19 protein-coding genes are annotated in these 24,038 nt (G+C 62.7%); 16 read left to right on the top strand and 3 right to left on the bottom strand.

Annotation, left to right across the window (positions count from 1 at the left end; translation table 11 throughout):
- Nucleotides 1-108: 108 nt before the first annotated feature.
- The 8 genes from OKW20_RS28415 to OKW20_RS28380 all read left to right on the top strand — a co-directional run bounded on the left by OKW20_RS28415 (nucleotide 109) and on the right by OKW20_RS28380 (nucleotide 11,407).
- Nucleotides 109-2,001: an ABC transporter ATP-binding protein gene (locus OKW20_RS28415; RefSeq protein ID WP_043613696.1), complete on the top strand. Its 1,893-nt coding sequence runs from the start codon at nucleotides 109-111 to the stop codon at nucleotides 1,999-2,001.
- Nucleotides 1,998-3,899, top strand: a complete 1,902-nt coding sequence (locus tag OKW20_RS28410; RefSeq protein ID WP_429177544.1) for an ABC transporter substrate-binding protein — start codon at nucleotides 1,998-2,000, stop codon at nucleotides 3,897-3,899. The genes OKW20_RS28415 and OKW20_RS28410 overlap by 4 nt, the downstream gene beginning before the upstream one ends.
- 1 nt (nucleotide 3,900) lies before the next feature.
- Nucleotides 3,901-4,899, top strand: coding sequence for an ABC transporter permease (locus OKW20_RS28405; RefSeq protein ID WP_043613700.1), 999 nt, complete (start codon nucleotides 3,901-3,903; stop codon nucleotides 4,897-4,899).
- A 29-nt stretch (nucleotides 4,900-4,928) separates the two neighbouring features.
- Nucleotides 4,929-6,071, top strand: a complete 1,143-nt coding sequence (locus OKW20_RS28400) for an ABC transporter permease (RefSeq protein WP_429116849.1) — start codon at nucleotides 4,929-4,931, stop codon at nucleotides 6,069-6,071.
- A 70-nt stretch (nucleotides 6,072-6,141) separates the two neighbouring features.
- Complete coding sequence (locus OKW20_RS28395; RefSeq protein ID WP_402321784.1) at nucleotides 6,142-7,359, top strand: glycosyltransferase family protein; 1,218 nt, start codon at nucleotides 6,142-6,144, stop codon at nucleotides 7,357-7,359.
- Nucleotides 7,360-7,363: 4 nt separating this feature from the next.
- Nucleotides 7,364-8,608, top strand: a complete 1,245-nt coding sequence (locus OKW20_RS28390; protein WP_429177542.1) for a glycosyltransferase family 4 protein — start codon at nucleotides 7,364-7,366, stop codon at nucleotides 8,606-8,608.
- Nucleotides 8,608-9,744 (top strand): glycosyltransferase family protein, encoded by a 1,137-nt coding sequence (locus OKW20_RS28385; protein WP_429177540.1) that lies wholly within the window; start codon nucleotides 8,608-8,610, stop codon nucleotides 9,742-9,744. Before OKW20_RS28390 ends, OKW20_RS28385 begins: the two co-directional genes overlap by 1 nt.
- Nucleotides 9,745-10,240: 496 nt before the next feature.
- Entirely contained in the window at nucleotides 10,241-11,407 is a 1,167-nt protein-coding gene (locus OKW20_RS28380) for a hypothetical protein (RefSeq protein WP_429177538.1), read from the top strand.
- Between the two features lie 84 nt (nucleotides 11,408-11,491).
- Here OKW20_RS28380 and OKW20_RS28375 read toward each other — a convergent pair whose 3' ends face one another.
- Nucleotides 11,492-12,166: a class I SAM-dependent methyltransferase gene (locus tag OKW20_RS28375; RefSeq protein ID WP_429177536.1), complete on the bottom strand. Its 675-nt coding sequence runs from the start codon at nucleotides 12,164-12,166 to the stop codon at nucleotides 11,492-11,494.
- A gap of 301 nt (nucleotides 12,167-12,467) precedes the next feature.
- Here OKW20_RS28375 and OKW20_RS28370 point away from each other — a divergent pair, with 301 nt between their 5' ends.
- The 8 genes from OKW20_RS28370 to nadE all read left to right on the top strand — a co-directional run bounded on the left by OKW20_RS28370 (nucleotide 12,468) and on the right by nadE (nucleotide 21,979).
- Nucleotides 12,468-15,158 carry an ABC transporter transmembrane domain-containing protein gene (locus OKW20_RS28370; protein ID WP_429177534.1) on the top strand — a complete coding sequence of 897 codons (2,691 nt, stop codon included), beginning with the start codon at nucleotides 12,468-12,470 and terminating at the stop codon, nucleotides 15,156-15,158.
- A gap of 91 nt (nucleotides 15,159-15,249) precedes the next feature.
- Nucleotides 15,250-15,714, top strand: a complete 465-nt coding sequence (locus OKW20_RS28365) for a cyclic nucleotide-binding domain-containing protein (protein WP_034799203.1) — start codon at nucleotides 15,250-15,252, stop codon at nucleotides 15,712-15,714.
- Between the two features lie 137 nt (nucleotides 15,715-15,851).
- The gene (locus OKW20_RS28360; RefSeq protein ID WP_429177532.1) at nucleotides 15,852-16,613 is read left to right on the top strand and encodes an FkbM family methyltransferase; all 762 of its coding nucleotides are present in this window, start codon (nucleotides 15,852-15,854) and stop codon (nucleotides 16,611-16,613) included.
- 210 nt (nucleotides 16,614-16,823) lie between these two features.
- Nucleotides 16,824-17,027, top strand: a complete 204-nt coding sequence (locus tag OKW20_RS28355; RefSeq protein WP_429177530.1) for a hypothetical protein — start codon at nucleotides 16,824-16,826, stop codon at nucleotides 17,025-17,027.
- 146 nt (nucleotides 17,028-17,173) lie between these two features.
- The gene (gene asnB, locus OKW20_RS28350; protein WP_429177528.1) at nucleotides 17,174-19,111 is read left to right on the top strand and encodes an asparagine synthase (glutamine-hydrolyzing); all 1,938 of its coding nucleotides are present in this window, start codon (nucleotides 17,174-17,176) and stop codon (nucleotides 19,109-19,111) included.
- Nucleotides 19,112-19,134: 23 nt separating this feature from the next.
- On the top strand, nucleotides 19,135-19,401 hold the full coding sequence (locus OKW20_RS28345; RefSeq protein WP_034799210.1) for an acyl carrier protein: 267 nt from the start codon (nucleotides 19,135-19,137) through the stop codon (nucleotides 19,399-19,401).
- 20 nt (nucleotides 19,402-19,421) lie between these two features.
- A complete protein-coding gene (locus tag OKW20_RS28340) occupies nucleotides 19,422-20,972 on the top strand; it encodes a class I adenylate-forming enzyme family protein (RefSeq protein ID WP_429177525.1) in 1,551 nt (516 codons plus the stop codon).
- On the top strand, nucleotides 20,969-21,979 hold the full coding sequence (gene nadE / locus OKW20_RS28335; protein ID WP_429177523.1) for an NAD(+) synthase: 1,011 nt from the start codon (nucleotides 20,969-20,971) through the stop codon (nucleotides 21,977-21,979). Before OKW20_RS28340 ends, nadE begins: the two co-directional genes overlap by 4 nt.
- Nucleotides 21,980-22,004: 25 nt before the next feature.
- On the opposite strand, the gene OKW20_RS28330 is transcribed toward nadE, so the two are convergent.
- Both OKW20_RS28330 and OKW20_RS28325 read right to left on the bottom strand, forming a co-directional pair.
- Nucleotides 22,005-23,117 (bottom strand): hypothetical protein, encoded by a 1,113-nt coding sequence (locus OKW20_RS28330; RefSeq protein WP_429177521.1) that lies wholly within the window; start codon nucleotides 23,115-23,117, stop codon nucleotides 22,005-22,007.
- Entirely contained in the window at nucleotides 23,114-23,779 is a 666-nt protein-coding gene (locus tag OKW20_RS28325) for a N5-glutamine methyltransferase family protein (protein ID WP_402323017.1), read from the bottom strand. The genes OKW20_RS28330 and OKW20_RS28325 overlap by 4 nt, the downstream gene beginning before the upstream one ends.
- Nucleotides 23,780-24,038: the final 259 nt, after the last annotated feature.

The following is a 24,038-nucleotide window of genomic DNA, read 5'->3' as shown; positions in this document are numbered from 1 at the left end:
GGTGGGTATAGCCTCGTCTGCCACCGGGTGTGCTGGACAGCCCTTAGAAGCTGCGCTAGTCTTTTTTTAGAGGCGGCGGATAAAAAGCAATGAGGGAAGCGTGCTGCTATGACATCTGGGGCGGACCTGCTTCGAGTTGAAGGTCTGCGGATCACATTCTCGGTGCTCGGCGGCGAAGTTCAAGCCGTCAATAACGCGAATTTCAGGATTTTGCCCGGCAAGGTGACGGCGCTCGTCGGCGAATCCGGATCGGGGAAATCCGCAATCAGCCAGGCGGTGATGGGCATTTTGCCCAACGTCGCCAAGGTTGGTGGCAAAATTTTGTTCAACGACCCGACGACGGCGGCAAAGCCGATCGACCTGCTCTCGCTCGAGCGGGAAGGGGAGGAGATCCGCGCCCTGCGCGGCACGCGCATCAGCAAGATTTTCCAGGAGCCGATGACATCGCTGTCGCCGCTCCACACGATCGGAAACCAGATTTCCGAAGTCCTGAAGATCCACACGGACGCGGAAAAGGCGGAACGCCGGGCGCGAACGGAAGAGCTGCTCGGCTATGTGGGTTTTGCCAATCCGAAGCGCGCCTACGACATGTATCCGTTCGAGCTTTCGGGCGGCATGCGCCAGCGCGCGATGATCGCCATGGCATTGATCTGCCGGCCGGCGCTGTTGATCGCCGACGAGCCGACGACGGCGCTCGACGTGACGGTTCAGGCGCAGATCCTGAAACTCTTGCGCGAGCTTCAGGTCAAGCTCAACATGGCGATGCTGCTGATCACGCACGATCTCGGCGTCGTCGCCAACATGGCCGACGAGGTTGTGGTGATCTATCACGGCCAGATCGTCGAGGCCGGTCCGGTCGAAGCGATCTTCCGCAATCCGCAGCATCCCTATCTCAAGGGTCTGATGGCCGCGGTTCCGCATTTCGACATGAAGCCCGGCGAGCGGCTGAAGGCGCTGCGCGAAGTGCCGGTCAAGGCCGGCACGCTGCTTGGGACCTCGGCGGCCGACCGGCGCGCCGGTCCCGATGTGCTGTTGTCCGTCCGCAATGTCTCGAAGACCTACGGAACGCGGAAATCGTCCTGGTTCGGCGGTGGCGAAAATACGCTCCATCGCGCCGTCGACGATGTCAGCTTCGACATCCGCCGTGGCGAGTGCCTCGGCCTCGTCGGGGAAAGCGGCTGCGGCAAGACCACTGTCAGCAAGATCCTGATGCGCGCCATCACGCCCGACCAGGGCTCGGTGACCTTCGACAATGGCGAGGGACCGGTCGATGTGCTGAAGGTGCAGGGCGACGACCTCAAGGCCATGCGATCCAAGATCCAGATGGTCTTCCAGGATCCGGTCTCTTCGCTCTCGCCGCGCATGACCGTCAAGAACATCCTCAGCGAGCCGCTGGAGATCCACAGCCGCGGTACGGCGAAGTCGCGCGTCGAGACGGTGCGGTCGCTGTTGCAGGCCGTCGGCCTCGACCAGCGCTTCATCAACCGCTACCCGCATTCGTTCTCGGGCGGCCAACGCCAGCGCATCGGCATTGCGCGTGCGCTTGCGCTCGTGCCGGAACTGCTGATCTGCGACGAACCGGTGTCGGCGCTCGACGTTTCCGTCCAGGCGCAGATCCTCAACCTGCTCAAGGATCTGCAGAAGGAATTGGGGCTGACCTGCCTGTTCATCTCGCATAATCTTGCGGTCGTGGACTACATGGCCGATCGCATCGCCGTGATGTGCGCCGGGCGCATTGTCGAACTGGCGCCGCGAGAGGTGCTGATGCGCAATCCGGTTCATCCCTATACCAAGTCGCTGCTGGCGGCGGTCCCTTACCCGGATCTCGACCGGCCGCTTGATTTCGAACGGCTGAAGGACAGCGAAGGTTCGGACATGCGGCGCTGGGGGCCACAGTTCCGGGACGACGATGCCGGCGACGCGCTGATCCCCGCGGATCTCGGCGGTGACCACATCGTGCTGGCACGCCGATCCGTGGATGCAAGGGAGTTGCGGCCATGATCACCCGCCGAACTGTACTGGCATTGCTTGCGACCGTGGCTCTGCCGACGCGGCTCTTTGCGGCTGCGGGCGAGCCCGCGTTCTGGGAAAAGCAGATTGCTGACGGCAAGCTGCCGCCGCTTGCCGAGCGTCTGCCGAAGACGCCGCGCGTCATCAACGTCGCAGCCATGGGGCGCCAGCCCGGCAAGTACGGCGGCGAGGTGCGGATGCTGATCGGCAGCGCCAAGGACATCCGCCTGATGACGATCTACGGCTATGCCCGCCTGGTCGGTTTCGACGAGGCGCTGAAGATCGAGCCGGACGTTCTCGAAAGCTTCGAAACGATCGAGGACCGCATCTTCACCTTCCACATCCGCGAAGGCCACAAATGGTCCGACGGCACGCCGCTGACGTCGGAGGATTTCCGCTATTGCTGGGACGACGTTCTCAACAACGAGAAGCTGAGCCCGGCCGGGCTGCCGACGGCGCTGGTCATGGACGGCGAGGCCGCCAAGTTCGAGATCATCGACGAACGCACGGTGCGCTACTCCTGGTCGACGCCCAATCCCGACTTCCTGCAGAAACTCGCCGGCCCGCAGCCGATGGTGGTGGTGATGCCATCGGCCTACCTGAAACAATTCCATGAGAAGTATCAGGAAGAAGACAAGCTCAAGGCCCTGATGAAAGAAGAGCGGGTCAAGAAATGGAGCCAGCTGCACATGCGCATGGCCCGTTCCTACCGCCCGGAAAACCCGGACCTGCCGACGCTGGACCCCTGGCGCAACACGACGCCGCTTCCGGCCGAACAATTCGTCTTTGAGCGCAATCCCTACTATCATCGCGTCGACGAGAACGGTCTGCAGTTACCCTATATCGACAAGTTTGTGCTCAGCGTCAGTTCCTCGGCGCTGATCCCGGCCAAGACCGGCACCGGCGAGAGCGACCTGCAGGCGACCAGTATCGACTTCGTCGACTATACCTTCCTGAAGGATTCCGAGAAGCGCTACCCGGTGAAGGTGCTTCTGTGGAAGAAGACGCAGGGTTCGCGTCTGGCGCTGCTTCCCAATCTCAATTGCTCGGATGAGGTCTGGCGGGCGCTGCTGCAGGATGTGCGTGTTCGCCGCGCGCTGTCGCTTGCCATCGACCGTACCGAAATCAACAAGGCGGTGTTCTACGGCCTGACGAAGGAAAGCGCCGATACGATTCTGCCGGACAGTCCGCTCTTCCGGCCCGAGTTTGCCAGTGCCTGGGTCGCCCACGATCCGGAACAGGCCAATGCACTGCTCGACGAGGCGGGCCTCACCAAAAAGGGCAGCGACGGCATCCGCATTCTTTCCGACGGGCGCGCAGCGCAGATCGTCGTGGAGACGGCGGGCGAGAGCACGCTCGAGACGGACGTGCTGCAGCTCATCACCGACTACTGGCAGAAGGTCGGGATATCGCTCTTCATCCGGACATCGCAGCGCGACACGTTCCGCAGCCGCGCCGTCGGTGGCGAGATCATCATGTCGATGTGGTTTGGCATAGACAATGGCGTGCCGACGGCCAGCATGAACCCCGGCCAGCTTGCGCCGACCGCCGACGACCAGCTGCAGTGGCCGGTCTGGGGGCTGAACTATCTTTCCCACGGCGAAATGGGCCAGGCCCCGGACCTTCCGGCAGCCGTCGAATTGACGGAACTGCTGCAGCGCTGGCGGCATTCGGCCGAGGACGCCGAACGGACGGAGATCTGGAGCCGGATGCTCTCGATCTATACCGACCAGGTGTTCTCGATCGGCATCGTCAACGCTTCGCTCCAGCCGATCCTCGTGGCAAAGAAGCTGAGGAACGTGCCTGACACTGCGCTCTACGGCTTCGACCCCACGTGTTATTTCGGTGTCTACAAACCCGACACCTTCTGGATCGAACAGGAAGGCTGACATGCTGCGATATATTCTCTGGCGTATCGCGGCGATGGTTCCGACCCTCCTCATCATTTCCGCCCTTGTCTTCACCATCATCGAACTGCCGCCGGGCGACTACTTCGAAAGCTATGTCGCCGAGATCAAGGCGCAGGGCGAAGGCGTCGACATGGAGCAGATCGAGGCGCTCCGGAAGGAGTACGGCTTCGACCAGCCGCCGGTGCTGCGCTACGTCTACTGGCTCGGCGGCATGCTGCAGGGCGACTTCGGCTATTCCTTCGAGTACGAGCTTCCGGTCAGCGCCGTCGTCGGCGATCGCCTGTGGCTGACGATCCTCGTTTCCTTTGTCACCATCATCTTCACCTGGCTGATCGCTTTCCCGATCGGCATCTACTCGGCGACCCATCAGTACAGCTGGGGCGATTACGGCCTCTCGCTGATGGGCCTGATCGGCATCGCCATCCCTAATTTCATGCTAGCGCTGATCCTGATGTACTTCGCCAACATCTGGTTCGGGATTTCCATCGGCCACCTGATGGACCAGAAGTATCTCGCCGAACCCATGAGTTGGGAAAAGGCGAAGTCGATCCTCGAACACATCTGGATTCCGGTGATCATCGTCGGCGCGGCGGGTACCGCCGGCATGATCCGGCGCCTGCGCGCCAACTTGCTCGACGAACTGCAGAAGCAGTATGTGGTGACGGCGCGCGCCAAGGGCCTGTCACCGATGCGCACGCTGGTGAAGTATCCGCTGCGCATGGCGCTCAACTTCTTCATCTCCGATATCGGTTCGATCCTGCCGGCGATCATCTCCGGCGCGGAAATCACGGCGATCGTGCTGTCGCTCGAGACTACCGGCCCGATGCTGATCAAGGCGTTGCAGAGCCAGGACATGTATCTTGCCGGGTCGTTCCTGATGTTCCTGGCCTTCCTGACGGTGATCGGTGTGCTGATCTCCGACATCGCGCTCGCCATTCTTGATCCTCGAATTCGGCTGCAAGGCAGGAGCACCAAGTGACGTCATTTCTCCCGGCGCCCGGCGAGCCCATGCCGCACTACGTATCGACGGCCCCGTTCGATCCCTATTCCGTCGAGGCGATGACGGACGAGCAGGTGCGCGTCAACCAGGCTTCGCAGCTGCGATTGATGTGGTGGAAGTTCCGCCGCCACAGGCTCGCGCTTGCGTCTGGCATCTTTCTCGCAGCGCTGTACCTGATGATCGTCGTCTGCGAGTTTCTGGCGCCCTACAACCTGCACACACGCAACATGGACTACATCTATGCCCCGCCGCAGGGGGTGCATCTTTTCCATGAGGGCAAGTTCGTCGGTCCCTTCGTCTACGGCCGCACGATGACGCTGGATATGGACACGCTGAAGCGCAACTACGCCGACGATACCAAGGACGTGCAGCCGCTTCGCTTCTTCTGCCGCGGCGACGGCTATCGCTTCTGGGGGCTGTTCGAAAGCAACGTGCATCTCGTCTGTCCGGCAAAGGGCGGCCAGGCCTTCTTCCTCGGAACAGACCGCCTCGGTCGTGACGTGCTGTCGCGCATCATCTATGGCGCGCGGATTTCGCTGACCATCGGCCTTCTCGGCATCACCGTCAGCTTCGTGCTCGGCATCGTCATCGGTGGTCTCGCCGGCTACCATGGCGGCGTCTTCGATCTCATCGTCCAGCGCGTGATCGAGGTGCTGCAGTCGATCCCGAGCATTCCGCTCTGGCTGTCGCTGGCGGCGATCATGCCGGCGACCTGGAGTCCGATCTTCATCTACCTCGCGATCACGATCATCCTCGGCCTGCTCGATTGGACCGGGCTTGCGCGCGCTGTCCGCTCGAAGCTGCTGGCCCTGCGTGAGGAAGACTATGTGCTTGCGGCCCAGCTTATGGGCGCAAGGAGCAGCCGCATCATCGGCCGGCACCTCGTGCCCGGTTTCATGTCGCATCTGATCGCCACCGCGACCATCTCTATTCCCGGCATGATCCTCGGGGAAACGGCGCTCAGCTTCCTTGGCCTCGGTCTCAGGCCGCCGATCACCAGCTGGGGCATTCTGCTGACGGAGGCGAAAAGCGTCAGCGTCATTGCTTTCTATCCCTGGCTCCTATTTCCCACAATTCCGGTCATTCTTGTGATTTTGGCGTTCAACTTCTTGGGAGATGGGTTGCGTGACGCCGCCGATCCATACAAATGAAGCCCGGTTTGACGCAGCTATACGGCCCGCGTGAAACGGTTCATCGTACCCTGAGTGAAAGGTTTCTTGCATGATGCGGCGTTTTGAAGATGCCCGGATCCTCATGTATAGCCATGACACGTTCGGGCTCGGACACCTCAGGCGCTGCCGCACGATCGCGCATTCGCTGGTGGAAGACTATCGCGGCTTGAACATCCTGATCATTTCCGGGGCGACGATTGCTGGCGCGTTCGACTATCGCGCGCGCGTGGATTTCGTGAAGATCCCGAGCGTGATCAAGCTGCACAATGGCGACTACACCTCGCTCGACCGCCATATCGAACTCGACGAGACGCTGAAGATGCGCCAGGCGATCATTCGCCATACGGCAGAGACCTTCAAGCCGGATATCTTCATCGTCGACAAGGAGCCGATGGGCCTGCGCGGCGAGGTCGAGGAGACGCTGACCTATCTGAAGGCGCACGGCACGACGCTCGTCCTCGGCCTGCGTGAGGTCATGGATGCGCCGCACCTGCTCGAGGCCGAGTGGAAGCGCCGCGACACCATGCGCAAGATCGAGCAGTATTACGACACGATCTGGGTCTACGGCCCGCCCGACTTCTACGACCCGCTGACCGAACTCGACGTGCCGCCGGCGGTGCGCGAGCGCATGAACTTCGTCGGTTTCCTGCAGCGCAGCGTTCCGCGCGAGGAACTGCCGGGCCATAAGCCCCAGGGCGACTACATCCTCGTCACCACGGGCGGCGGCGGCGACGGCGCGGACCTGATCCATGACGTCATCCACGCCTATCAGCAAGATCCCGAGCTCACCCACAAGGCGCTGATCGTGCTTGGGCCCTACATGCCGGTGAAGAAGCGGGAGAAGCTGATCCGCAAGGGCAGCAAGATCCCCTTCATCAAGATCATCGAATTCGACAATCGCATGGAGGAGCTCATCGCCGGCGCCAAAGGCGTCGTCGCCATGGGCGGCTACAACACCTATTGCGAAATCCTCTCCTTCGACAAGCCGGCGCTGATCGTGCCACGCATCCAGCCGCGCGAGGAGCAATTGATCCGCGCGCGCCGGGCTGCCGAGCTGGGGCTGGTCGAGATGCTCCTGCCGGACGAGGCGGAAGATCCGTTGCGGCTGGCGGCGGCGCTGAGGGCGCTGCCCTATCGCGCGCCACCGTCGAAAAGCAGCGCCAACGGCCTGCGGCTGGAAGGCCTCGTGCACATCTCCGAAATCGTCGGCAGATGGCTCGATCGGCCATCGAGCGACCACCTGAACATCGTGAAGAAATCGAGCTGAAGCATTGCCGACAGACCGCAAGATTGCAGTCGTGCTGAAGGGCTACCCGCGTCTTTCGGAAACATTCATCGCCCAGGAACTGCTTGGCCTCGAACGCGCCGGGATGGAACTCGTCCTGATCTCGCTTCGTCGTCCAACGGACGGCAAGCGCCACCCGGTTCACGACGAAATCCGCGCCGACGTCCACTACCTGCCGGAATATCTGCACGAGGAGCCGCTAAGGGTCCTGCGCGGGCTCGTGCGCTGTCTGCCGAAGCCCGGGTTCTGGCGCGCCCTGGGCTTGTTCCTCAAGGACCTGCCGCGCGATTTCAGCCGCAACCGCTTTCGCCGCCTCGGCCAGGCGCTAGTGCTCGCCGCCGAGTGGCCGGGGCAGCCGCGCTGGCTGCACGCGCACTTCATCCATACGCCTGCCTCGGTGACGGCCTATGCCAGCGTGATTGCGGGCACGCCCTGGACCTGTTCGGCGCATGCAAAGGACATCTGGACCTCGCCGAACTGGGAACTGTCCGAAAAGCTTGACCTTGCGCGCTGGACCGTGACCTGCACGCGCATGGGCTACGAGCATCTCCGCAGCCTTGCGCGCGACAAGTCGAGGGTTCATCTGAGCTATCATGGCCTCGACCTCGATCGCTTCCAGCGTTTCCACGGCACGCATTCCAGCCGCACAGGCTCCGATCCTTCAGATCCCGTCCGCATCGTCAGCGTCGGGCGTGCCGTTGGCAAGAAGGGCTACGACGTGTTGCTGAGGGCGTTGGCCAAGCTTCCCTCGGAGCTTCATTGGCGGTTCGAGCATATCGGTGCCGGGGAACTGACCGGCCAGTTGAAGACGCTCGCCACGGAACTCGGCATCTCCGACCGCATCGTCTGGAAGGGCGCGCTCGACCAGACCGATGTGCTTGCGCACTATCGGGCAAGCGACATCTTCGCGCTCGCCTGCCGGATCACGGCGGACGGCGATCGGGACGGCTTGCCGAACGTGCTTGTGGAAGCATCGAGCCAGCGCCTTGCCTGCGTCTCGACGGACATATCCGGCGTGCCGGAACTGCTCGAGGATGGCGAAAACGGTCGTGTCGTTCCGTCGGAGGACCCGCAGGCGCTTGAGGTCGCGCTAGAGGAACTGATCCGCAATCCGGCCCTTCGCCACCGGTTCGGCGATGCGGCCGAGCGGAAGGTTCGCGGCCAGTTCGACCACCACACCAGCATCGAACAACTCGCCGGCCTGTTTGTCCGCGAATGGAGAGCCGCCTGATGTCCGCCCGTCGCGTCTTCTTCTACGTACAGCACCTGCTCGGCATCGGTCACCTGGCGCGGGCAAGCCGGATCGCGAGCGCCTTGGCGGCCAAAGGCTATGACGTGACCGTCGTGACGGGCGGCAGCCCGGTGCCGGGGTTCCCGGCAAACGATGTGAAACACGTGGCCCTGCCGCCGGTGCTGGCGGGCGACAAGGGGTTTAGCGGACTTGCCGATGGCGAGGGAAATCCGGTCAGCGAAGCTTTCAAGCAAAAGCGCCGGAACCTTCTGATCGAGGCCTTTCTTGCCTGCAAGCCCGACATCGTCATCTTCGAAGCCTTTCCGTTTGGCCGTCGCCAGATGCGTTTCGAGTTGATGCCGCTGCTGGAGGTGATCGAGAAGCAGGAGCCGCGACCCCTCGTTGCCGCGTCGCTGCGCGATATCCTGCAGGAACGCACGAAGCCGGGACGCGCCGAAGAAACCCTCGACGTGGTCAGGGCGCATTTCGATCTCGTGCTCGTGCACGGCGATCCGGCCTTCGCGCGGCTCGAAGAGACCTATCCCTATACGGCGGAGATGGAAGACAAGATCGTCTACACAGGCCTTGTCGCCGGCCATCCCCCTGAACCGCCGGCTGAAAGGTTCGACGTGCTTGTTTCGGCCGGCGGCGGCGCGGTCGGCAAGGAACTGATCGGCGCGGCTCTACAGGCGGCCGGGCTGCTTGCGGGCGACCTGAAATGGTGCCTGATCACCGGGCCGAACCTGCCGCAGGACGACTACGACGGCTTTGCCGCCGCAGCGCCCGCAAACGTGCATCTCTTCCGCTTCCGCAAGGATTTTGCGAGCCTCTTGTCGGGTGCGCGTCTCTCGGTCTCCCAGGCCGGCTACAACACCGTCTGCGATATCTTCCGTGCCGGCTGTGCGTCGCTGCTCATTCCCTTCGTCGCCGGCGGCGAGACCGAGCAATCGACGCGCGCGGAAAGGCTTGAAAAACTGGGCCTTGCCGGCGTTCTGCCGGAAGCGGACGTAACACCGGAGCGGCTGGCCCGCGACGTCGAGATGATGCTGGCGCGGCCAAGGCCGGAGATCCCGCCGCTCGATCTTAACGGTGCCGCTAAAACGGCCGAGATACTGGAGCTTCAGGCGGTTCGCTAGCCCGTGATCGGTGGTGCCCGATCGGTCTTCCGCGAAGGGCGCGATGGAGCGGAACCACCGCCGTAGAAAGGTCGCTCGGCAAACCAACGCTCGGGCGACCGCTCGCTTGTCTGCCAGTATGTAGCCTGGATATATTACTCGCGCTCTGCGTGTTCCGGCTAGCTGCCTCCAGAATCGTATGTTAGGTAAATAAATAATACCGATTCTGAATATACGCAGTGCAATTCCACCGAACGATAAACCTGGGTTCCCTTGCGCACGAAACGCAAGGTCTCGCCAGGACTGGGTCATTCTCTTGGTGAAGCGTTTCCCGCACGGATCTCCTGCCTTGTCTACCTCTCCAACATCCGCTGGCCTCTGGCGCACGGCATCGCCTGTGCGCTGAACCAGCGCCGGCTGACGGGCGTAGAAGCGGTGGCGTAGTCGCGGTGAACGTCGATCGCAGAGCAATGCCAGGGGATTTCGGCGCGTCGAGCGCGTAAGGCAGGAGGGGCCGTTGAGAAATCTGATCGCGCTGTTGATCTCAGTGACCCTGGCGTTGGGGGCCGGGGAGGTAATGCTGCGCGCGTTCACGCCGTTTCCGATCGGAACGCAATCGCACCGAACCACCGACGAGAAGTACGGTTATCGTCTCGACCCTACCCTTTCCGGCGTTGACGGGGACGGCTTCCGCGACCCGGCAGGCGCTCGGCAGGACTTTCACGTCGCTGCAATCGGCGACTCGATGACCTATGGCAACAACGTCGAGAGCGGCCAGGCCTGGCCGGCCGTCTTCCAGGCCATCACCGGCGAACACACCTACAATTTCGGTGTCGGAAGCTACGGCATCTACACCTACCACGCGCTCATCCATGACGCGCTGGCACAGGGAGCCAAAGGCGCGATCGTCGCTATTTTTCCAGGCAACGACTTCGCGATCGTCTTTTCGGCCTGCGATATCATGAACGCGCGTTCCGACTTCTGGCTTGCAGAACAGGCGCGGCTTCACCTGCAGGCTCTTTTCAGCCCGACCGGAAGCCATACGGAATGCACCAAGGCACGATCGGCGAGCATCAAGACGAAGCTGTTCGAGAACGTCGCGCTTCTGAGCGCTTATCAGTATGCGATTAAGGACCGTGTGGCGAGTTTGTATGCGCGCCTCGTTGGCGCGGGCGGCGATGAAACCTCCGACTATTACCGGTTCCCGGACGGGATCCCGCCCGTGTCGCGGCGTTATGTGGATGATGCCGGTCGCATGAGCGATTTGGCCTCGTCCGAGACGGCAGCGATGTTTGGGGACTTTGAACGTTTCGCGGCCGACTGGGCCGCGCAGGGACGGGGACGCGTAGGGCTGTTGCTCATTCCGTCGAAGGAGCGTGTGATTTTCGAGTATCTTCGGCGCGGTGGCCAACTGGCCGTTGCCGATCCCGGCTTCATCCGCAGTGTTGAACGTCAGATCGCCCTTGAGGATAAAATTCGGGAAGTCGCCGGCCGGCTTGATCTGCCGTATCGCAGCGCGGTCGATGCAACGACCGACGCCTTGCGGGATGCGATCCTGGCCGGGCAGCGCTTTTATCCCGACAACGACGGACATCCGTTTGAAGCAGGCTACGGGGCCTTCGCCGGAACCGCGTCGTCGCTCTGGAGCGAGATGAAAGCAAGAGCTGCCGAGACGCATGACTGAACGTCGAGGAGCGGCGGTAACCGCCGCTGCCGGTGCCGGAGCGCATGGGTGCCGTCCGGCCAAACACGTGCACTCCCGATCGGTTCAGACCGTGCCGATCAGCATGAAGCGGGTGTATTTTTTCGTCGGCAGCGCGCCTGCGAATTCGACCGTCTTCAACGCCGCCTGCTTGGCGAATTCCTCTACCGACGCCACGCAGTTGATATGCGTCGGCTCGCTGAAATAGTCGTTGGATTGCAGCAGCACCCGCGTGCCGGCCGGAATGCGATCGAGCCAACCCTTGAGGTCCGCGATATGCTCGCAGCTCGTGTTGGTCACCAGGTCCGCCTTGAGCGCCGTATAGTCGATCGCGTACATGTCCGCCGTCACGGCATGAAATTTGTCCGGAAAGGCAGCGTTCAGCGTCCGCGCCACCGCTTCGACGTCCGGGTCGATGTCGAAGCTGTCGACGGCTGCCACGTCGAAGCGCTGGTCTTCCAGAAGCATGGCGCCGAGAATGCCGTACCAGCCGCCGAGAATGGCGATCTTGCCATAGGAGGGGCCCGCGACCTCAAACAGCGTATCGCGCGCCCAGACCTTGCAGGCGACCTGCTTGTGATTGAAGGCATTGGCGATATGGGCGTCGGGATGCTTGGCGATCACCCGGCCGATCCCTTCGATCAGCGGACTGCGCGTATAGGCGGCGATGCCACGTGCGAGATCGAAGGCATGCTCGTACCAATCGCTGGTTTGGCAGGGGGGATGGCTGGTTTGTTTCATGCGGTCGTTGTAAGCTGCGCATCGAGCGAGTGCAATAACGGCGTGTGCTTTCGGGAGCGTCGACCTCTGCCGGTTGACTTCAAGGCCGCCTGTTGGAAACCGCGTCCATTGCAGATTTCCCTCGCACCTGCATAATCGATCAACCGGATTCGGCGCCGGGCGGAATATGCAGGCGTCCCTTCAGAAACGTGCCGTGAGGCCTCGTCCGAAGGTGCCGCCGAAGAGTGATGCGTGCAGGGGACATGTGGCAACCCGGCCCGCCAGCAGCAGTCGTGTTCAATAAGGTCCTATCGCCAGTAACATGGAACCACGCCTTTCCCGCTATATCTGGACCCACACGCGCAAGGACCAGCTTTGGATCCTGGTTGTCGTCGCGCTGTCGATGATCCCTTACTTCCTGTCGTTCGATCTGCCGAAACAGATCGTCAACGGGCCGATCCAGGGTGATGGCTTCGACAGTCCGGAGGCCACGCAGGCCTTCCTGCCGATATCCTTCGACCTGCCGTATTTGGGCACGTTCAATGTCTTTGACGGCTTCCAGCTCGGCCGCGAAGGCATGCTGCTCGCCCTCAGCCTGGTGTTCCTGGCGCTGGTGGTGGTCAACGGCCTCTTCAAATTCTACATCAACACCTTCAAGGGACGGCTCGGCGAGCGGCTGTTGCGGCGCATCCGTTTCGAGCTTGTCGACCGGGTGTTGCGTTTTCCGCCCAGCCATTTCAAGCGGGTGAAGCCCGCCGAAATCGCGACGATGATCAAGGACGAGGTCGAGCCGCTCGGCGGTTTCACCGGCGATGCCTTCGTCTCGCCCGCGTTGCTCGGCGGCCAGGCCTTGACGGCGCTGGTGTTCATCCTGCTGCAGAGCTTCTGGCTCGGGCTGATCGCAACGCTGATCGTCGCGGTTCAGGCGATCATCATTCCGCGCATGCGCAAGCGGCTCCTCGTGCTTGGACGGGAGCGGCAGTTGACGGCGCGCGAGCTCTCCGGCCGCGTCAGTGAGATCGTCGACGGCATCGGCGCGATCCGCGGTCACGACACGTCGAACTACGAGCGTGCCGACATTGCGGCTCGCCTCGGCCGGATCTTCCAGATCCGCTACGACCTCTACCAGTGGAAATTCCTCGTCAAGTTCATCAACAACTTCCTGGCGCAGGTCACGCCCTTCCTGTTCTACGCGATCGGCGGCTATTTCGCCCTGCAGGGTCGCCTCGACATCGGCCAGCTCGTCGCCGTCATCGGCGCCTACAAGGACCTGCCGGGTCCGCTGAAGGAACTGATTGACTGGGACCAGGCCCGTCAGGACGTCCAGGTGAAATATGCGCAGGTGGTCGAGCAGTTCAGCGTCGACACGCTGCTCGATCCCAAGGTGCAGGCGGTGGCGACGACCGCTGCGGCGCCGCTCGCCGGGCCGCTTGCGGCCGTCAATCTGACGGTGATCGACGACGGCGGCTCGACTTTGCTCGACCATGTCTCGCTGCAGGTCCAGCCCGGCGAGAAGGTGGCGCTGATGGGCGGCGGCGAAGTGCTCGCCGAGGCCTTCGGCCGCCTCGTCTGGCCGGCAAGCGGCAAGGTGCTCGTCGGTGGACAGGACATTCTGGAGCTGCCGGAATCGGTGACCGGCCGGCGGATCGCCTATGCTTCCTCCGACGTCTACGTCTTCCAGGGCAGCCTCGGCGACAACATCCTTTACGGGCTGAAGCATGCGCCGCTCACGAACGAGGTCTATGAGGGCGAGCGAGCGACGCACCGCAAGTGGGAGGTGACCGAGGCCCGGCTGGCCGGCAACCCGTATCTCGACGTCAACAGCGACTGGATCGACTATGGATCCGCCGGGGCGAACGGGCCGGACGATCTGCTCGTGCAGATCCGGCCGGTTCTCGACGCCGTGCTTCTGACCAACGACGTCATGGCGCTGGCCGTGCGCTCGACCATCGATCCCCATGAGCATGCGGAGTTTGCCGCTGGCATCGTCGAGATGCGCAGCGCGCTCCGGCAGCGTCTCGAAAAGGAAAAGCTCAGCGACCTCGTCGTGTTCTTCGAGCCCGGGACCTACAATGTCGAGGCGACGATCGGCGAAAACATGCTCTTCGGCACCATCACCGATCAGGTGGTATGGGCAGACGCGCTCGAGAACCATCCGTTCTTCAAGACGATCCTGCAGCGGGTCGGCCTGCGCGACACCTTTTATGAGATGGGCATCGAAATCGCCGAGAACGTCGTCGAACTGTTCCGCGACTTGCCGCCGGATCACCCGTTCTTCCAGCAGTTGACCTTCATGACCGCCGAGGAAATCCCGGTTTATGAGGCCATCCTCCAGAAGGTCCGCACCAAGGGCAAGGGCGAGGTTTCCGAGGACGACCAGATCAAGGTGATCAGGCTGTGCTTCGACTATATCGAGCCGCGGCACCGCTTCGGTCTGTTGACGGACGAGGTGATGGCGAAGATCGTTGCCGCCCGACGCGAGTTCGACGAAGGCCTGCCGGCCGATCTCGCAGGCATGATCGAGCACTACCGTCCGAACCGCTTCATCGCGTCCGGCAGCATCATCGACAACGTGCTCTTCGGACGTATCGGTCACAAACACGCCGACGGCTCGGAGAAAATCCGCGCCATCGTCCGGGATCTCTTCGAGGCTGGCGGCCTCTACAACGAAGTGCTTTCCTTCGGCTTCGATTTCAATGTCGGCGCCGGCGGTAAGCGGCTGACGGCCGCGCAGCGGCAAAAGCTCGATCTTGCGCGCGCGTTGATCCGCAATTGCGATTACTACATCTTCAATCAGCCGCTCCTGGCGCTCGACCAGCGTGTCCAGGAACAGGTCGTCCGCAACGTTTTTGCGATGCTCGATCAGGGCGGGCGCGATCCGGCGGTGATCTGGGTCCTTGCCAATCCGGCGTTGACGGACCTCTTCGATCGCGTCGCCCGTTTCGAAAACGGGCGCCTGCTGCACGACGCCAATGTGGATGAACGACCTGACTATAAGGAAATGGCATCTTGATGTAATATTAATGTCAGGGCACGAGCATATGGTCCCGCCGCGATGCGGGAGGCAAGTTGCTCCCGACGGGAACTCGGAGACACGGATTGTGATGTTGCTCAAAGATGAAGTCGAAATGCTGCGCCGAATAACCCTTTTCTCGGGATTGCCGCCGGCAAAGCTGAAACTTCTGGCCTTCACGTCCGACAGGGTCATGTACAGCGCTGGCGAAGCGCTCTTCTACCAGGGTGACATCGGCGACGCGGCCTATGTCATTCTTTCCGGCAAGGCCGAGGTGCTGATCAATACGGCGGGCGGACCGTTCAAGATCGCCGAAGTCGAGCAGAATTCGATCGTCGGCGAAATCGCCATTCTCTGCAATACGCCACGCACGGCGACCGTGCGCACCAGCACGCCGCTCGAAGCCCTGCGCATCCGCAAGGACGATTTCCTTAAACTTCTGGCCGATTTCCCCGAGATGGCGGTGGAAATCATGCGTGTTCTTGCCGACCGCCTCGCGCAGACGACGGCGGAACTCAGCGAGGCCCGCGGTTCGATGGAGCCGGTGGACGCCTGACGTCGGCGGCTCCCTTGTACGGGCGGTCCTTCCCGAAAATGCAGACGGTGATGCGCCGGGGCAGTCATTCGCCTCGGGCATACGAGCCCTTCGCAAAATCGATTCCGCTTCGTCCGGATATGGGTTAGAGAAACGCCATGCGTTCGATCACCTATTTCCACAAGACCGTTCAGTTTCCCGACAAGCCGGAAAAGAAGCGCTTTTTCGCGCGGCTGCAGAACGGCGACTGGGAGCCCTGCACGTTCCAGAACATCGAACGCCTGGTCGACGCCAAGACGACCTTCATCGACATCGGCGGCTGGATCGGCGTGACACCCTATTGGGCGGCGCAGATTGCCGACAACGTCATCACGGTCGAGCCCGACCCTGTCTGTTTCGGCATCCTCAAGGAAATGCAGCCGGAGAATTGCGGCGAGGTGCGGGTCATCAATGCCGCGCTGTCGGAGGATGACGTTCTCGTGCTGCATTCCGTCGGCGGCGGTTTCGGCAGCTCCGAAACATCGGCCCTGATCGCCGACGACGACGGCGAGGCGATCCGGGCGCGTACCGTGACGATCGCAACCCTTCAGGACATGGCCCGGACCGAACGGCTTTGTTTCAAGATCGACATCGAAGGCTACGAGTATCGCGCACTGGACCAGTTCCGAACGATCGATCGGACGCGGACGGCCGGGGTGTTGCTGGCGGTCCACCCGCAGATCCTGTTTGCGTCGCTGACGGGCTCCAGGCTGTCACGTGTCCTTCGCACCATGACCGCCACTGTCGGGCTGATCCGCAGCTTCAAAGGTTTCCGCCTCGACAATCCGTCGGCTATCTGGACGGCGCTGCGCAAATCGATCGCGCGCCGGGAGTTCCGCGGTTTCGACCTGCTGTTCGTGCCCCGCGAGGGCAGCCGCTAAGGACTGTTGGCAGCTCAAATTCGTTCCGTGTCTTTAGAACGCGAATGGCAATGCCCGGGGCATTGGCCGAGAACCGAAACGATCCCCGGTTCGGTTAACCATGCCTCCGCTTAAAGTTAATTCTTCGTTTCAAGATGTTACTTCCGGTGGTATAAGTTCGCTATTGCTATTTCCTGGTTTCGGTTGTGGCGCGTCGCGGAGGGCGGTCGCATGTCCTGGTTATACGTTGCCGGTGTCGCCTATGGCCTGACGGCGTTTTTTCTTGTGGCGATGACCTATCTCGAAGGCCTGCAGGCGCATGCACCCTGGAACATGTACCGCGTCGCCGGGCTTCTGGTCTGCGTTTTCTGGCCAATCCTGTTTCTGTATCTGACGCTCAGGATGGTATCGAAAAGACGAATTCCGGAGCGCTGACGGCAGAGGCCAGCGGCGCGCATCCTCAAGGCGGCGCCTGAACGGCGGTATTTACCATACAACTAGAAAATGCCGGAGATTAACCCATGATTCCGTCATGCGGTTTATGGTCCGGCAGTGATCGAACGGTGTGAAAGTATCTCGGCATGTGCGGTTACGGTGGCTATTTCGGGTCGGTCCCGGAGGCGGAAATCCTTCTCGAAAGGATGGCCTCTGCGATCGCGCATCGCGGCCCGGATGAAAACGGTATTCTTGCCGCGCCGGAGGCCGGCCTCGCCCATGTGCGGCTCTCGATCGTCGGTCTCGGCGACGGCCAGCAGCCGATGTCTGACGAAGCCGGCGACCTTTCGATCGCCTTCAATGGCGAGATCTTCAACTACGTCGAATTGCGCGAGGAACTGCGCGCCAAGGGGCGGCGGTTCCGCACCGGAAGCGACACCGAGGTCATCTTGCACCTCTACGCCGAGATGGGCGAGGACTGCCTGTCCGTCCTCAATGGCGATTTCTCTTTCGCGATCTGGGATCGACGCCGCCAGCGCATGATGTTGGCGCGCGACCGCATGGGCGTGCGCCCGCTGTTTTACACGACCCATGGCGGGACATTCTATTTTGCCTCCGAAATCAAGGCGCTGCTTCAGGTTCCCGGCATATCCGCCGAACTCGATCCGGTTGCGCTCGATCAGATCTTTACCCTTTGGGCACCGATCGCGCCGCGGACCGGTTTTCGCGGCATTCACGAGCTTGAGCCGGCTCACCTGATGATCGTCGAGAAGGGCAGGACGTCGATCCGCCCCTACTGGCAACTCGACTATCCGGACCACGACGCGCCGCCATCGTTTACGGATGAGCGCAGCGCGGCTGAGGAATTGCGCGCCCTTCTTACCGATGCGACCCGGATCCGCATGCGGGCCGACGTGACCGTCGGCTCCTATCTTTCGGGCGGGCTCGACAGTTCCATCGTCTCGGCGCTTGCGGCGGGAATGGCACCGCAGGGGTTGCGCACGTTTTCCGTGACCTTCGATAGCGTCGAGCACGACGAGAGTGCCTTCCAGATGGAAATGGCGAAGGCTCTCGGCACGCATCATAGCGCGGTCGCCTGTCGCGCCGGCGACATTGCGAAAGTGTTCCCGCAGGTCGTCCGCTTCGCCGAACGTCCAATCATCCGCACGGCGCCTGCTCCGCTTTACCAGCTCTCGGGTCTCGTGCGCGAGCAAGGGCTGAAGGTCGTGCTGACGGGCGAGGGCGCCGACGAGGTCTTTGCCGGCTACGATATCTTCAAGGAGGCGCGGGTGCGCCGCTTCTGCGGCCGCCAGCCCGGTTCGAAGATCCGCCCGCATTTGTTCCGGAAGCTCTACCCATACCTGCCCGGCCTGCAGCAGCAATCGGCGGAGTATCTCGCTGCCTTCTTCGGCGCCGGCGACGTGCCGCTCGACGACCCATTGTTCTCGCATCGGCCGCGGTTCAAGAGCACGGCCGCGACCAAGATCTTCTTTTCTCCCGACCTGCGCGCCACGCTGAAGGGCTACGACGCCGCCGAAGATCTGGCGAGCCGGCTTCCTGCCGCCTTCGGTCGCTGGCATCCGCTGCACCAGGCGCAATATCTCGAAAGCCGTTTCCTTCTGCCCGGCTACATTCTCTCCAGCCAGGGTGATCGCATGGCGATGGCGCACGGGATCGAGGGGCGCTTCCCGTTCCTGGATCACCGCCTCGTCGAGTTCGCGACGCGTCTGCCGCCCGAGATGAAGCTGAAGGGCCTGGTGGAAAAACACATCCTGCGCGAAGCGACGAAGGATCTGCTTCCGCCGACGATCGGTCAGCGCACCAAGCAGCCCTATCGCGCGCCCGACAGCCATTCGTTCACCGGCGCCGGCGAACTGGATTACGTTCGCGATGCCATGAGCGAGACGCGCATCGGCGACAACGGTCTGTTCAATGCCAAGGCCGTGAGCAAGCTCTACGAGAAATGCCAGTCGCAACCGACCACCGGCTTCAGGGACAACGCCGCCTTCGTCGGCATCCTGTCGACGCAGCTCTGGCTGCAGACCTTTACCGGCACCAGCATCCGCGCCGCTCAAGCGGCCTGAAACCCATTGGGAAAGGACATGAAATGACGGAAACGATCAAGGACAAGGTCAGGGCCTTTGTCATCGAAAACTTCCTGTTTGGCGATACCTCCTACGATCTCGCCGACGGCGCTTCGCTGATCGAGAACGATATCATCGACTCGACCGGCGTTCTCGAACTCGTCGCCTTCATCGAAGACCAGTTCGGCATTGCCATGGCCGACGCCGACATCGTGCCTGCGAACCTCGACTCGCTCGCGCGCATCTCGGCCTTCATCGAGGCAAAGGCCGGAGTGCCGGCCACGGCCTAACCAAGACCCGAGGGCGTTCCATGCGGTTCGAGCAATTTCTCATCGGCAATGCGGCACGGCATGCGGCCAAGACGGCGCTGGTCACCGATCGCAAGCGGCTCAGCTATGGCGAGTTCGACGAGCTGTCGAGCCGGCTGGCGGCCGCACTGGCTAACGCAGGCGTCAAGCGCAACGACCGCGTCCTCGTGTTCATGGACAATTGCTGGGAGGCGGCCCTCTCGATCTTTGCGATCCTGAAGGCGGGCGCGACCTTCAGCCCGATCAACGCCTCCACCAAGGCGGACAAGCTCGCCTACATTATCGATGACTGCGAGCCGACCGCGATCCTGACGCAGGCCAAGCTGATGCCGGTGGTGGCGGAAGCCCGGGCGCAAAGCAGCGGCAAGGCCGACATCTTCGTTGCATCGACCGCGGCGCCGAATGGCCAGTCGACTGCCGGCGCGGTGCCCTTCGACGCCTGCCTGTCGGCGGCGGCGACGCCGGTGTCGCATCGCGGCATCGACGTCGATCTGGCGATGCTGATCTACACGTCGGGTTCGACCGGGCGCCCGAAGGGCGTGATGATGACCCATCGCAACATCGATGCGGCATCGGAATCGATCACCACCTACCTGCGCAACGAGCACGACGACATCATCCTCAACGTGCTGCCGCTCGCCTTCGACTATGGCCTCTACCAGCTGCTGATGGCGATCAGGCTCGGCGCGACGCTGGTGCTCGAAAAGTCCTTCGCGTTCCCGCATGCGATCTTCGAGCGTATTCGCGAGGAGGGCGTCACCGGCTTCCCGCTGGTGCCGACGATGGCGGCGATGATCCTGCAGATGCGCGATCTGGAGCCGGGGTTCCTGCCGAGCCTGCGTTATCTCTCCAACACTGCCGCGGCGCTGCCGCCGCCGCATATCGCCCGCCTGCGCGAGCTTTTCCCGGGCGCGCGGCTCTATTCGATGTACGGGCTGACCGAGTGCAAGCGCTGCACCTACCTGCCGCCGGAGGAGCTGGATCGCCGGCCGGGCTCCGTCGGCATCGCCATCCCGAATACAGAAGCCTTCGTCGTCGACGACGAGGGCAGCCGCGTGCCGCCGGGCGTTCCCGGCGAACTCGTCATCCGCGGGCCGCATGTGATGCAGGGCTACTGGCGCAACGACGCGGCGACCGAGCGCATGCTGCGGCCCGGACCGAACCCGTGGGAAAAGGTGCTCTATACGGGCGACCTCTTCCAGACGGACGAAGAGGGCTTTCTCTATTTCGTCGGCCGCAAGGACGACATCATCAAGACCCGTGGCGAGAAGGTGGCGCCCAAGGAAGTCGAGACCGTGCTCCATGCCCATCCCGGCATCGCTGAGGCTGTCGTGGTCGGCGTGGCCGATCCGGTGCTCGGCCACGCGATCGCTGCCCTTGTAGTGCGTACGGATCCTGACTTGACCGACAAGGACATCATCCGCCACTGCACCCGCCACCTCGAGGATTTCATGGTGCCGAAGATCATCGAATTCCGCACCGAACTGCCGAAGACGGATACCGGCAAGGTAAGCCGCCGACTTGCCGCCGAGACGATGGAGCCTGCACAATGAACATCAGAACAACCGGGGGCACGGGCCTGTTTTCGGCCGAAACCCTGACGATCGACCATGCGGCCGAGACCGACCGCATCGTTTCCGGCTTGCGCGGGCAGTTGCGCTCCATGAAGAAGCGCGGTCTGGTGCTCGGGCTCTCCGGCGGCATCGACTCGAGCGTCTCCGTGGCGCTTGCGGTGCGCGCGGTCGGCGCCAAGAACGTCTTCTGCCTGTTCATGCCGGAAAACGATTCCGATCCGGAAAGCCTGCGCTTCGGCCGGCTGGTGGCCGAAACCTTCGGCGTCGAGGCGATCGTCGAAGACATTGGGCCGACGCTCAAGGCCATGGGCTGCTACGAGCGCCGCGACGCATTCATTCGGGAACTGGTTCCGGACTATGGGGACGGATGGGCCTCGAAGGTCGTCATCGCCAATGCGCTCGAGGGCGAAGGCTACAACATCTCCTCGCTGGTGGTTCAGAGCCCTGAAGGCGTGCAATCGAAACACCGCATGCCGCCGTCGGTCTATCTCGGTGTCGTCGCTGCCACCAACATGAAGCAGCGAACCCGCAAGCAGGTCGAGTACTACCATGCCGATCGGCTGAACTTCGCCGTCCTCGGCACGCCGAACCGGCTGGAATACGACCAGGGCTTCTTCGTCAAGAACGGCGATGGCGCCGCCGACGTCAAGCCGATCGCCCATCTCTACAAGTCGCAGGTCTATGCGCTCGCCGCCCATCTCGGCGTTCCCGCCGAAGTTTGCCGTCGCCCGCCGACGACCGACACCTATTCGCTGGAGCAGACGCAGGAGGAGTTTTATTTCTCACTGCCTTACGATCGCATGGACCTCTGCCTTTACGGCCTCAACCACGGGATCGAGATTGACGCCGTCGCCAAGGCGGCCGGCCTGACCATTGTGCAGGTCGAACGGGTCTGGGCGGATATCGCGGCCAAGCGCAAGGCGACGCGCTACCTGCATCTCGGGCCGCAACTGGTGCAGCCCGTGGAGGAGATCGCCGGCTATTGAGGACTGGCCGGACCGCCGGTCACGCTCAAGGGAAGCTGCCGCCGATCAGCCGGCTCCAATATTCGCCAGAAATACCGTTGAAGAAGCCCTGCCCGTCGCGGCAGGCTTCGACAATCTCCTGGTCGCGCGAATGCACGACGGTTGAGGCGACGTGCACGAAGGCGATGCGTCGGCCGAGCATGGCTTCCATCAGCGCCGGCTGCGTGCGTCCGCGCAAGCCCGCAAGGCCCCGTCTCGACGCCTCGTCGACCAGGCAGTCGATGACCGGCCCGGCCTGTCCTGCCCGCGCCAGGATCTGCAGTACCCGACCGATTTCACCGGCCTTGGCGTAGTAGGCGAAGGCTCCGACGACGGTGCCCGTGCGGGCCGTTACCAGTGCGTAGACGAGCTCGCCCTGCCCCGGTTTCTTTTCAGCATCGGCAAGGATGTGGTCGAGCTGGCCATCGCTCCATTCGGGGCGAAGCGGAAATTGCGCGGTGAACTGGTCGACGACGGCGGCAAAGCCGCTGCGGTCCGTCTCGGTCGCGATGAAGCCGGCCGGTGCCGCTCCCGCTTCGGGGAGGGCGGACCAGCGCTGCTCGCCCTGGCCCATGCGCTTGCGATAGAAATTGTCGAGCGCACGCGCGAAGGGCGCGGCGAGCCGGGCGGGCTTGATACGGTTCGAGGCGACGCTGAGGCTGAACGTCGCCGGACGGATGACGCGCACCCAGTCGAGGCTGTACTGCGGCAGAACCACGCCGCGAAGCCGCGTCCACATCTGCACCGAGACTTCGCTTGCCGTCTCGCTGAACGATAGATCCTGCGGACCGGCGAGGAACGCCTTCATGAGGCGCGCTCCGGCCAAAGGATCGCTTTCACGGTCTTCCGCCATCAGCGATCCGCAGATTGCGGCGCGCAGAGGCCGGCCGTTCAGCGTCATCGGCAGCGCGTTGACGCCGACGAAACCGGTGATCCGGCCTTCGTCGTTCACATGCACCAGCGGTCTGATTTCCGCATCGGAGTTCGGTCCGTCGAGATAGAGCTGCCGCATATAGTCGGCAAGGGCTGGCGAAGTGGTGCGCTCCTCGCGGAACACCCGCTGGAACATTCCGGCGACCGCTGGAACGTCCGCGTAGTCTAGCGAACGGGTTTCGCTCATCGGGCGAGCTCTCCGGTGCCCGCCGCCGCCGGGTCGGCGATTTTCTGGACGATGGCGACGCGCGGTTTGCCGTCGCGGTCGGTCGCGAAGGTGACCGGTGCATAGGCTTTCGCCCGTGAGAGAAGGGCGGCTGCCTGCCGCTCCTGGCCCTCGCCGAACTCGAACAACAGCCAGCCTCCCGGCTTCAGGAAGGCAAGCGCGTCGCGGATCAGGCGCTGATGGATGGAAATGCCGTAGGGGCCGCCGTCGAAGGCTTCGCGCGGCTCGCTCTCAAGCAGATGCGCGCGGTCGCCCTCCAGCCGGCCGGTCGAGATATAGGGCGGATTGCAGACCACGACGTCAATCTTGCCTTGCAGATCGTCGCTTTCAAGCGCCGCGAAAAGATCGCCCTGCCGGATGGAGACGCGCGAGCCGAGGCCGAGCCGATCGACGTTGCGGCGGGCAAGCGCGACGGTGCTGTCCGTCAGATCCGCGCCCCAGACACGCGCCGAGGGGATCTCGCTGGCGATGCCAAGGGCGAGGTTGCCGGAACCGCAGCACATGTCGATGATGGTGACGTCCGAAGGGCCGCCTTCAAGGATCGAAACGGCCTTCCTTCCAAGAAGCTCCGTTTCTTCCCGCGGCACCAGGACGTCGGGCGCAAGTTCCAGTTCGACACCCATGAACCGGTGCAGTGTCGCGGCCCGGTCGTCTGTCGGTCGGTCGGTCGGATTGATGTCGTCGTGCGCCACGGCCACTCCTCATGTCGTTGGAAAACTCTGTAGACGTGCGGACCGCAGCCTAGTGTAATTGAGTAAACGGAAGCTGAAATACAATTGCTGCGAGCACGTTAACCGCGCAATCATTTCTGCCTGTTACTGTGCGCGTGATCAGAGGCGGGTGCTCGCTGTCATTGAACGCTTTTTGAGCGTAACAATGAGC

The sequence above is a fragment of the Ensifer sp. LBL genome (assembly GCF_050435225.1).
Taxonomy (GTDB): domain Bacteria; phylum Pseudomonadota; class Alphaproteobacteria; order Rhizobiales; family Rhizobiaceae; genus Ensifer.
This window is presented reverse-complemented; position numbering and strand designations above follow the sequence as displayed.

Excerpts from the sequence above, each read along its gene's own strand:
- OKW20_RS28415 (WP_043613696.1), top strand. The coding sequence starts at position 109 with ATGACATCTGGGGCGGACCTGCTTCGAGTTGAAGGTCTGCGGATCACA.
- OKW20_RS28410 (WP_429177544.1), top strand. The coding sequence starts at position 1,998 with ATGATCACCCGCCGAACTGTACTGGCATTGCTTGCGACCGTGGCTCTG.
- OKW20_RS28405 (WP_043613700.1), top strand. The coding sequence starts at position 3,901 with ATGCTGCGATATATTCTCTGGCGTATCGCGGCGATGGTTCCGACCCTC.
- OKW20_RS28400 (WP_429116849.1), top strand. The coding sequence starts at position 4,929 with ATGCCGCACTACGTATCGACGGCCCCGTTCGATCCCTATTCCGTCGAG.
- OKW20_RS28395 (WP_402321784.1), top strand. The coding sequence starts at position 6,142 with ATGATGCGGCGTTTTGAAGATGCCCGGATCCTCATGTATAGCCATGAC.
- OKW20_RS28385 (WP_429177540.1), top strand. The coding sequence starts at position 8,608 with ATGTCCGCCCGTCGCGTCTTCTTCTACGTACAGCACCTGCTCGGCATC.
- OKW20_RS28375 (WP_429177536.1), bottom strand. The coding sequence starts at position 12,166 with ATGAAACAAACCAGCCATCCCCCCTGCCAAACCAGCGATTGGTACGAG.
- OKW20_RS28370 (WP_429177534.1), top strand. The coding sequence starts at position 12,468 with ATGGAACCACGCCTTTCCCGCTATATCTGGACCCACACGCGCAAGGAC.
- OKW20_RS28365 (WP_034799203.1), top strand. The coding sequence starts at position 15,250 with ATGTTGCTCAAAGATGAAGTCGAAATGCTGCGCCGAATAACCCTTTTC.
- OKW20_RS28360 (WP_429177532.1), top strand. The coding sequence starts at position 15,852 with ATGCGTTCGATCACCTATTTCCACAAGACCGTTCAGTTTCCCGACAAG.
- OKW20_RS28355 (WP_429177530.1), top strand. The coding sequence starts at position 16,824 with ATGTCCTGGTTATACGTTGCCGGTGTCGCCTATGGCCTGACGGCGTTT.
- asnB (WP_429177528.1), top strand. The coding sequence starts at position 17,174 with ATGTGCGGTTACGGTGGCTATTTCGGGTCGGTCCCGGAGGCGGAAATC.
- OKW20_RS28345 (WP_034799210.1), top strand. The coding sequence starts at position 19,135 with ATGACGGAAACGATCAAGGACAAGGTCAGGGCCTTTGTCATCGAAAAC.
- OKW20_RS28340 (WP_429177525.1), top strand. The coding sequence starts at position 19,422 with ATGCGGTTCGAGCAATTTCTCATCGGCAATGCGGCACGGCATGCGGCC.
- nadE (WP_429177523.1), top strand. The coding sequence starts at position 20,969 with ATGAACATCAGAACAACCGGGGGCACGGGCCTGTTTTCGGCCGAAACC.
- OKW20_RS28330 (WP_429177521.1), bottom strand. The coding sequence starts at position 23,117 with ATGAGCGAAACCCGTTCGCTAGACTACGCGGACGTTCCAGCGGTCGCC.
- OKW20_RS28325 (WP_402323017.1), bottom strand. The coding sequence starts at position 23,779 with ATGGGTGTCGAACTGGAACTTGCGCCCGACGTCCTGGTGCCGCGGGAA.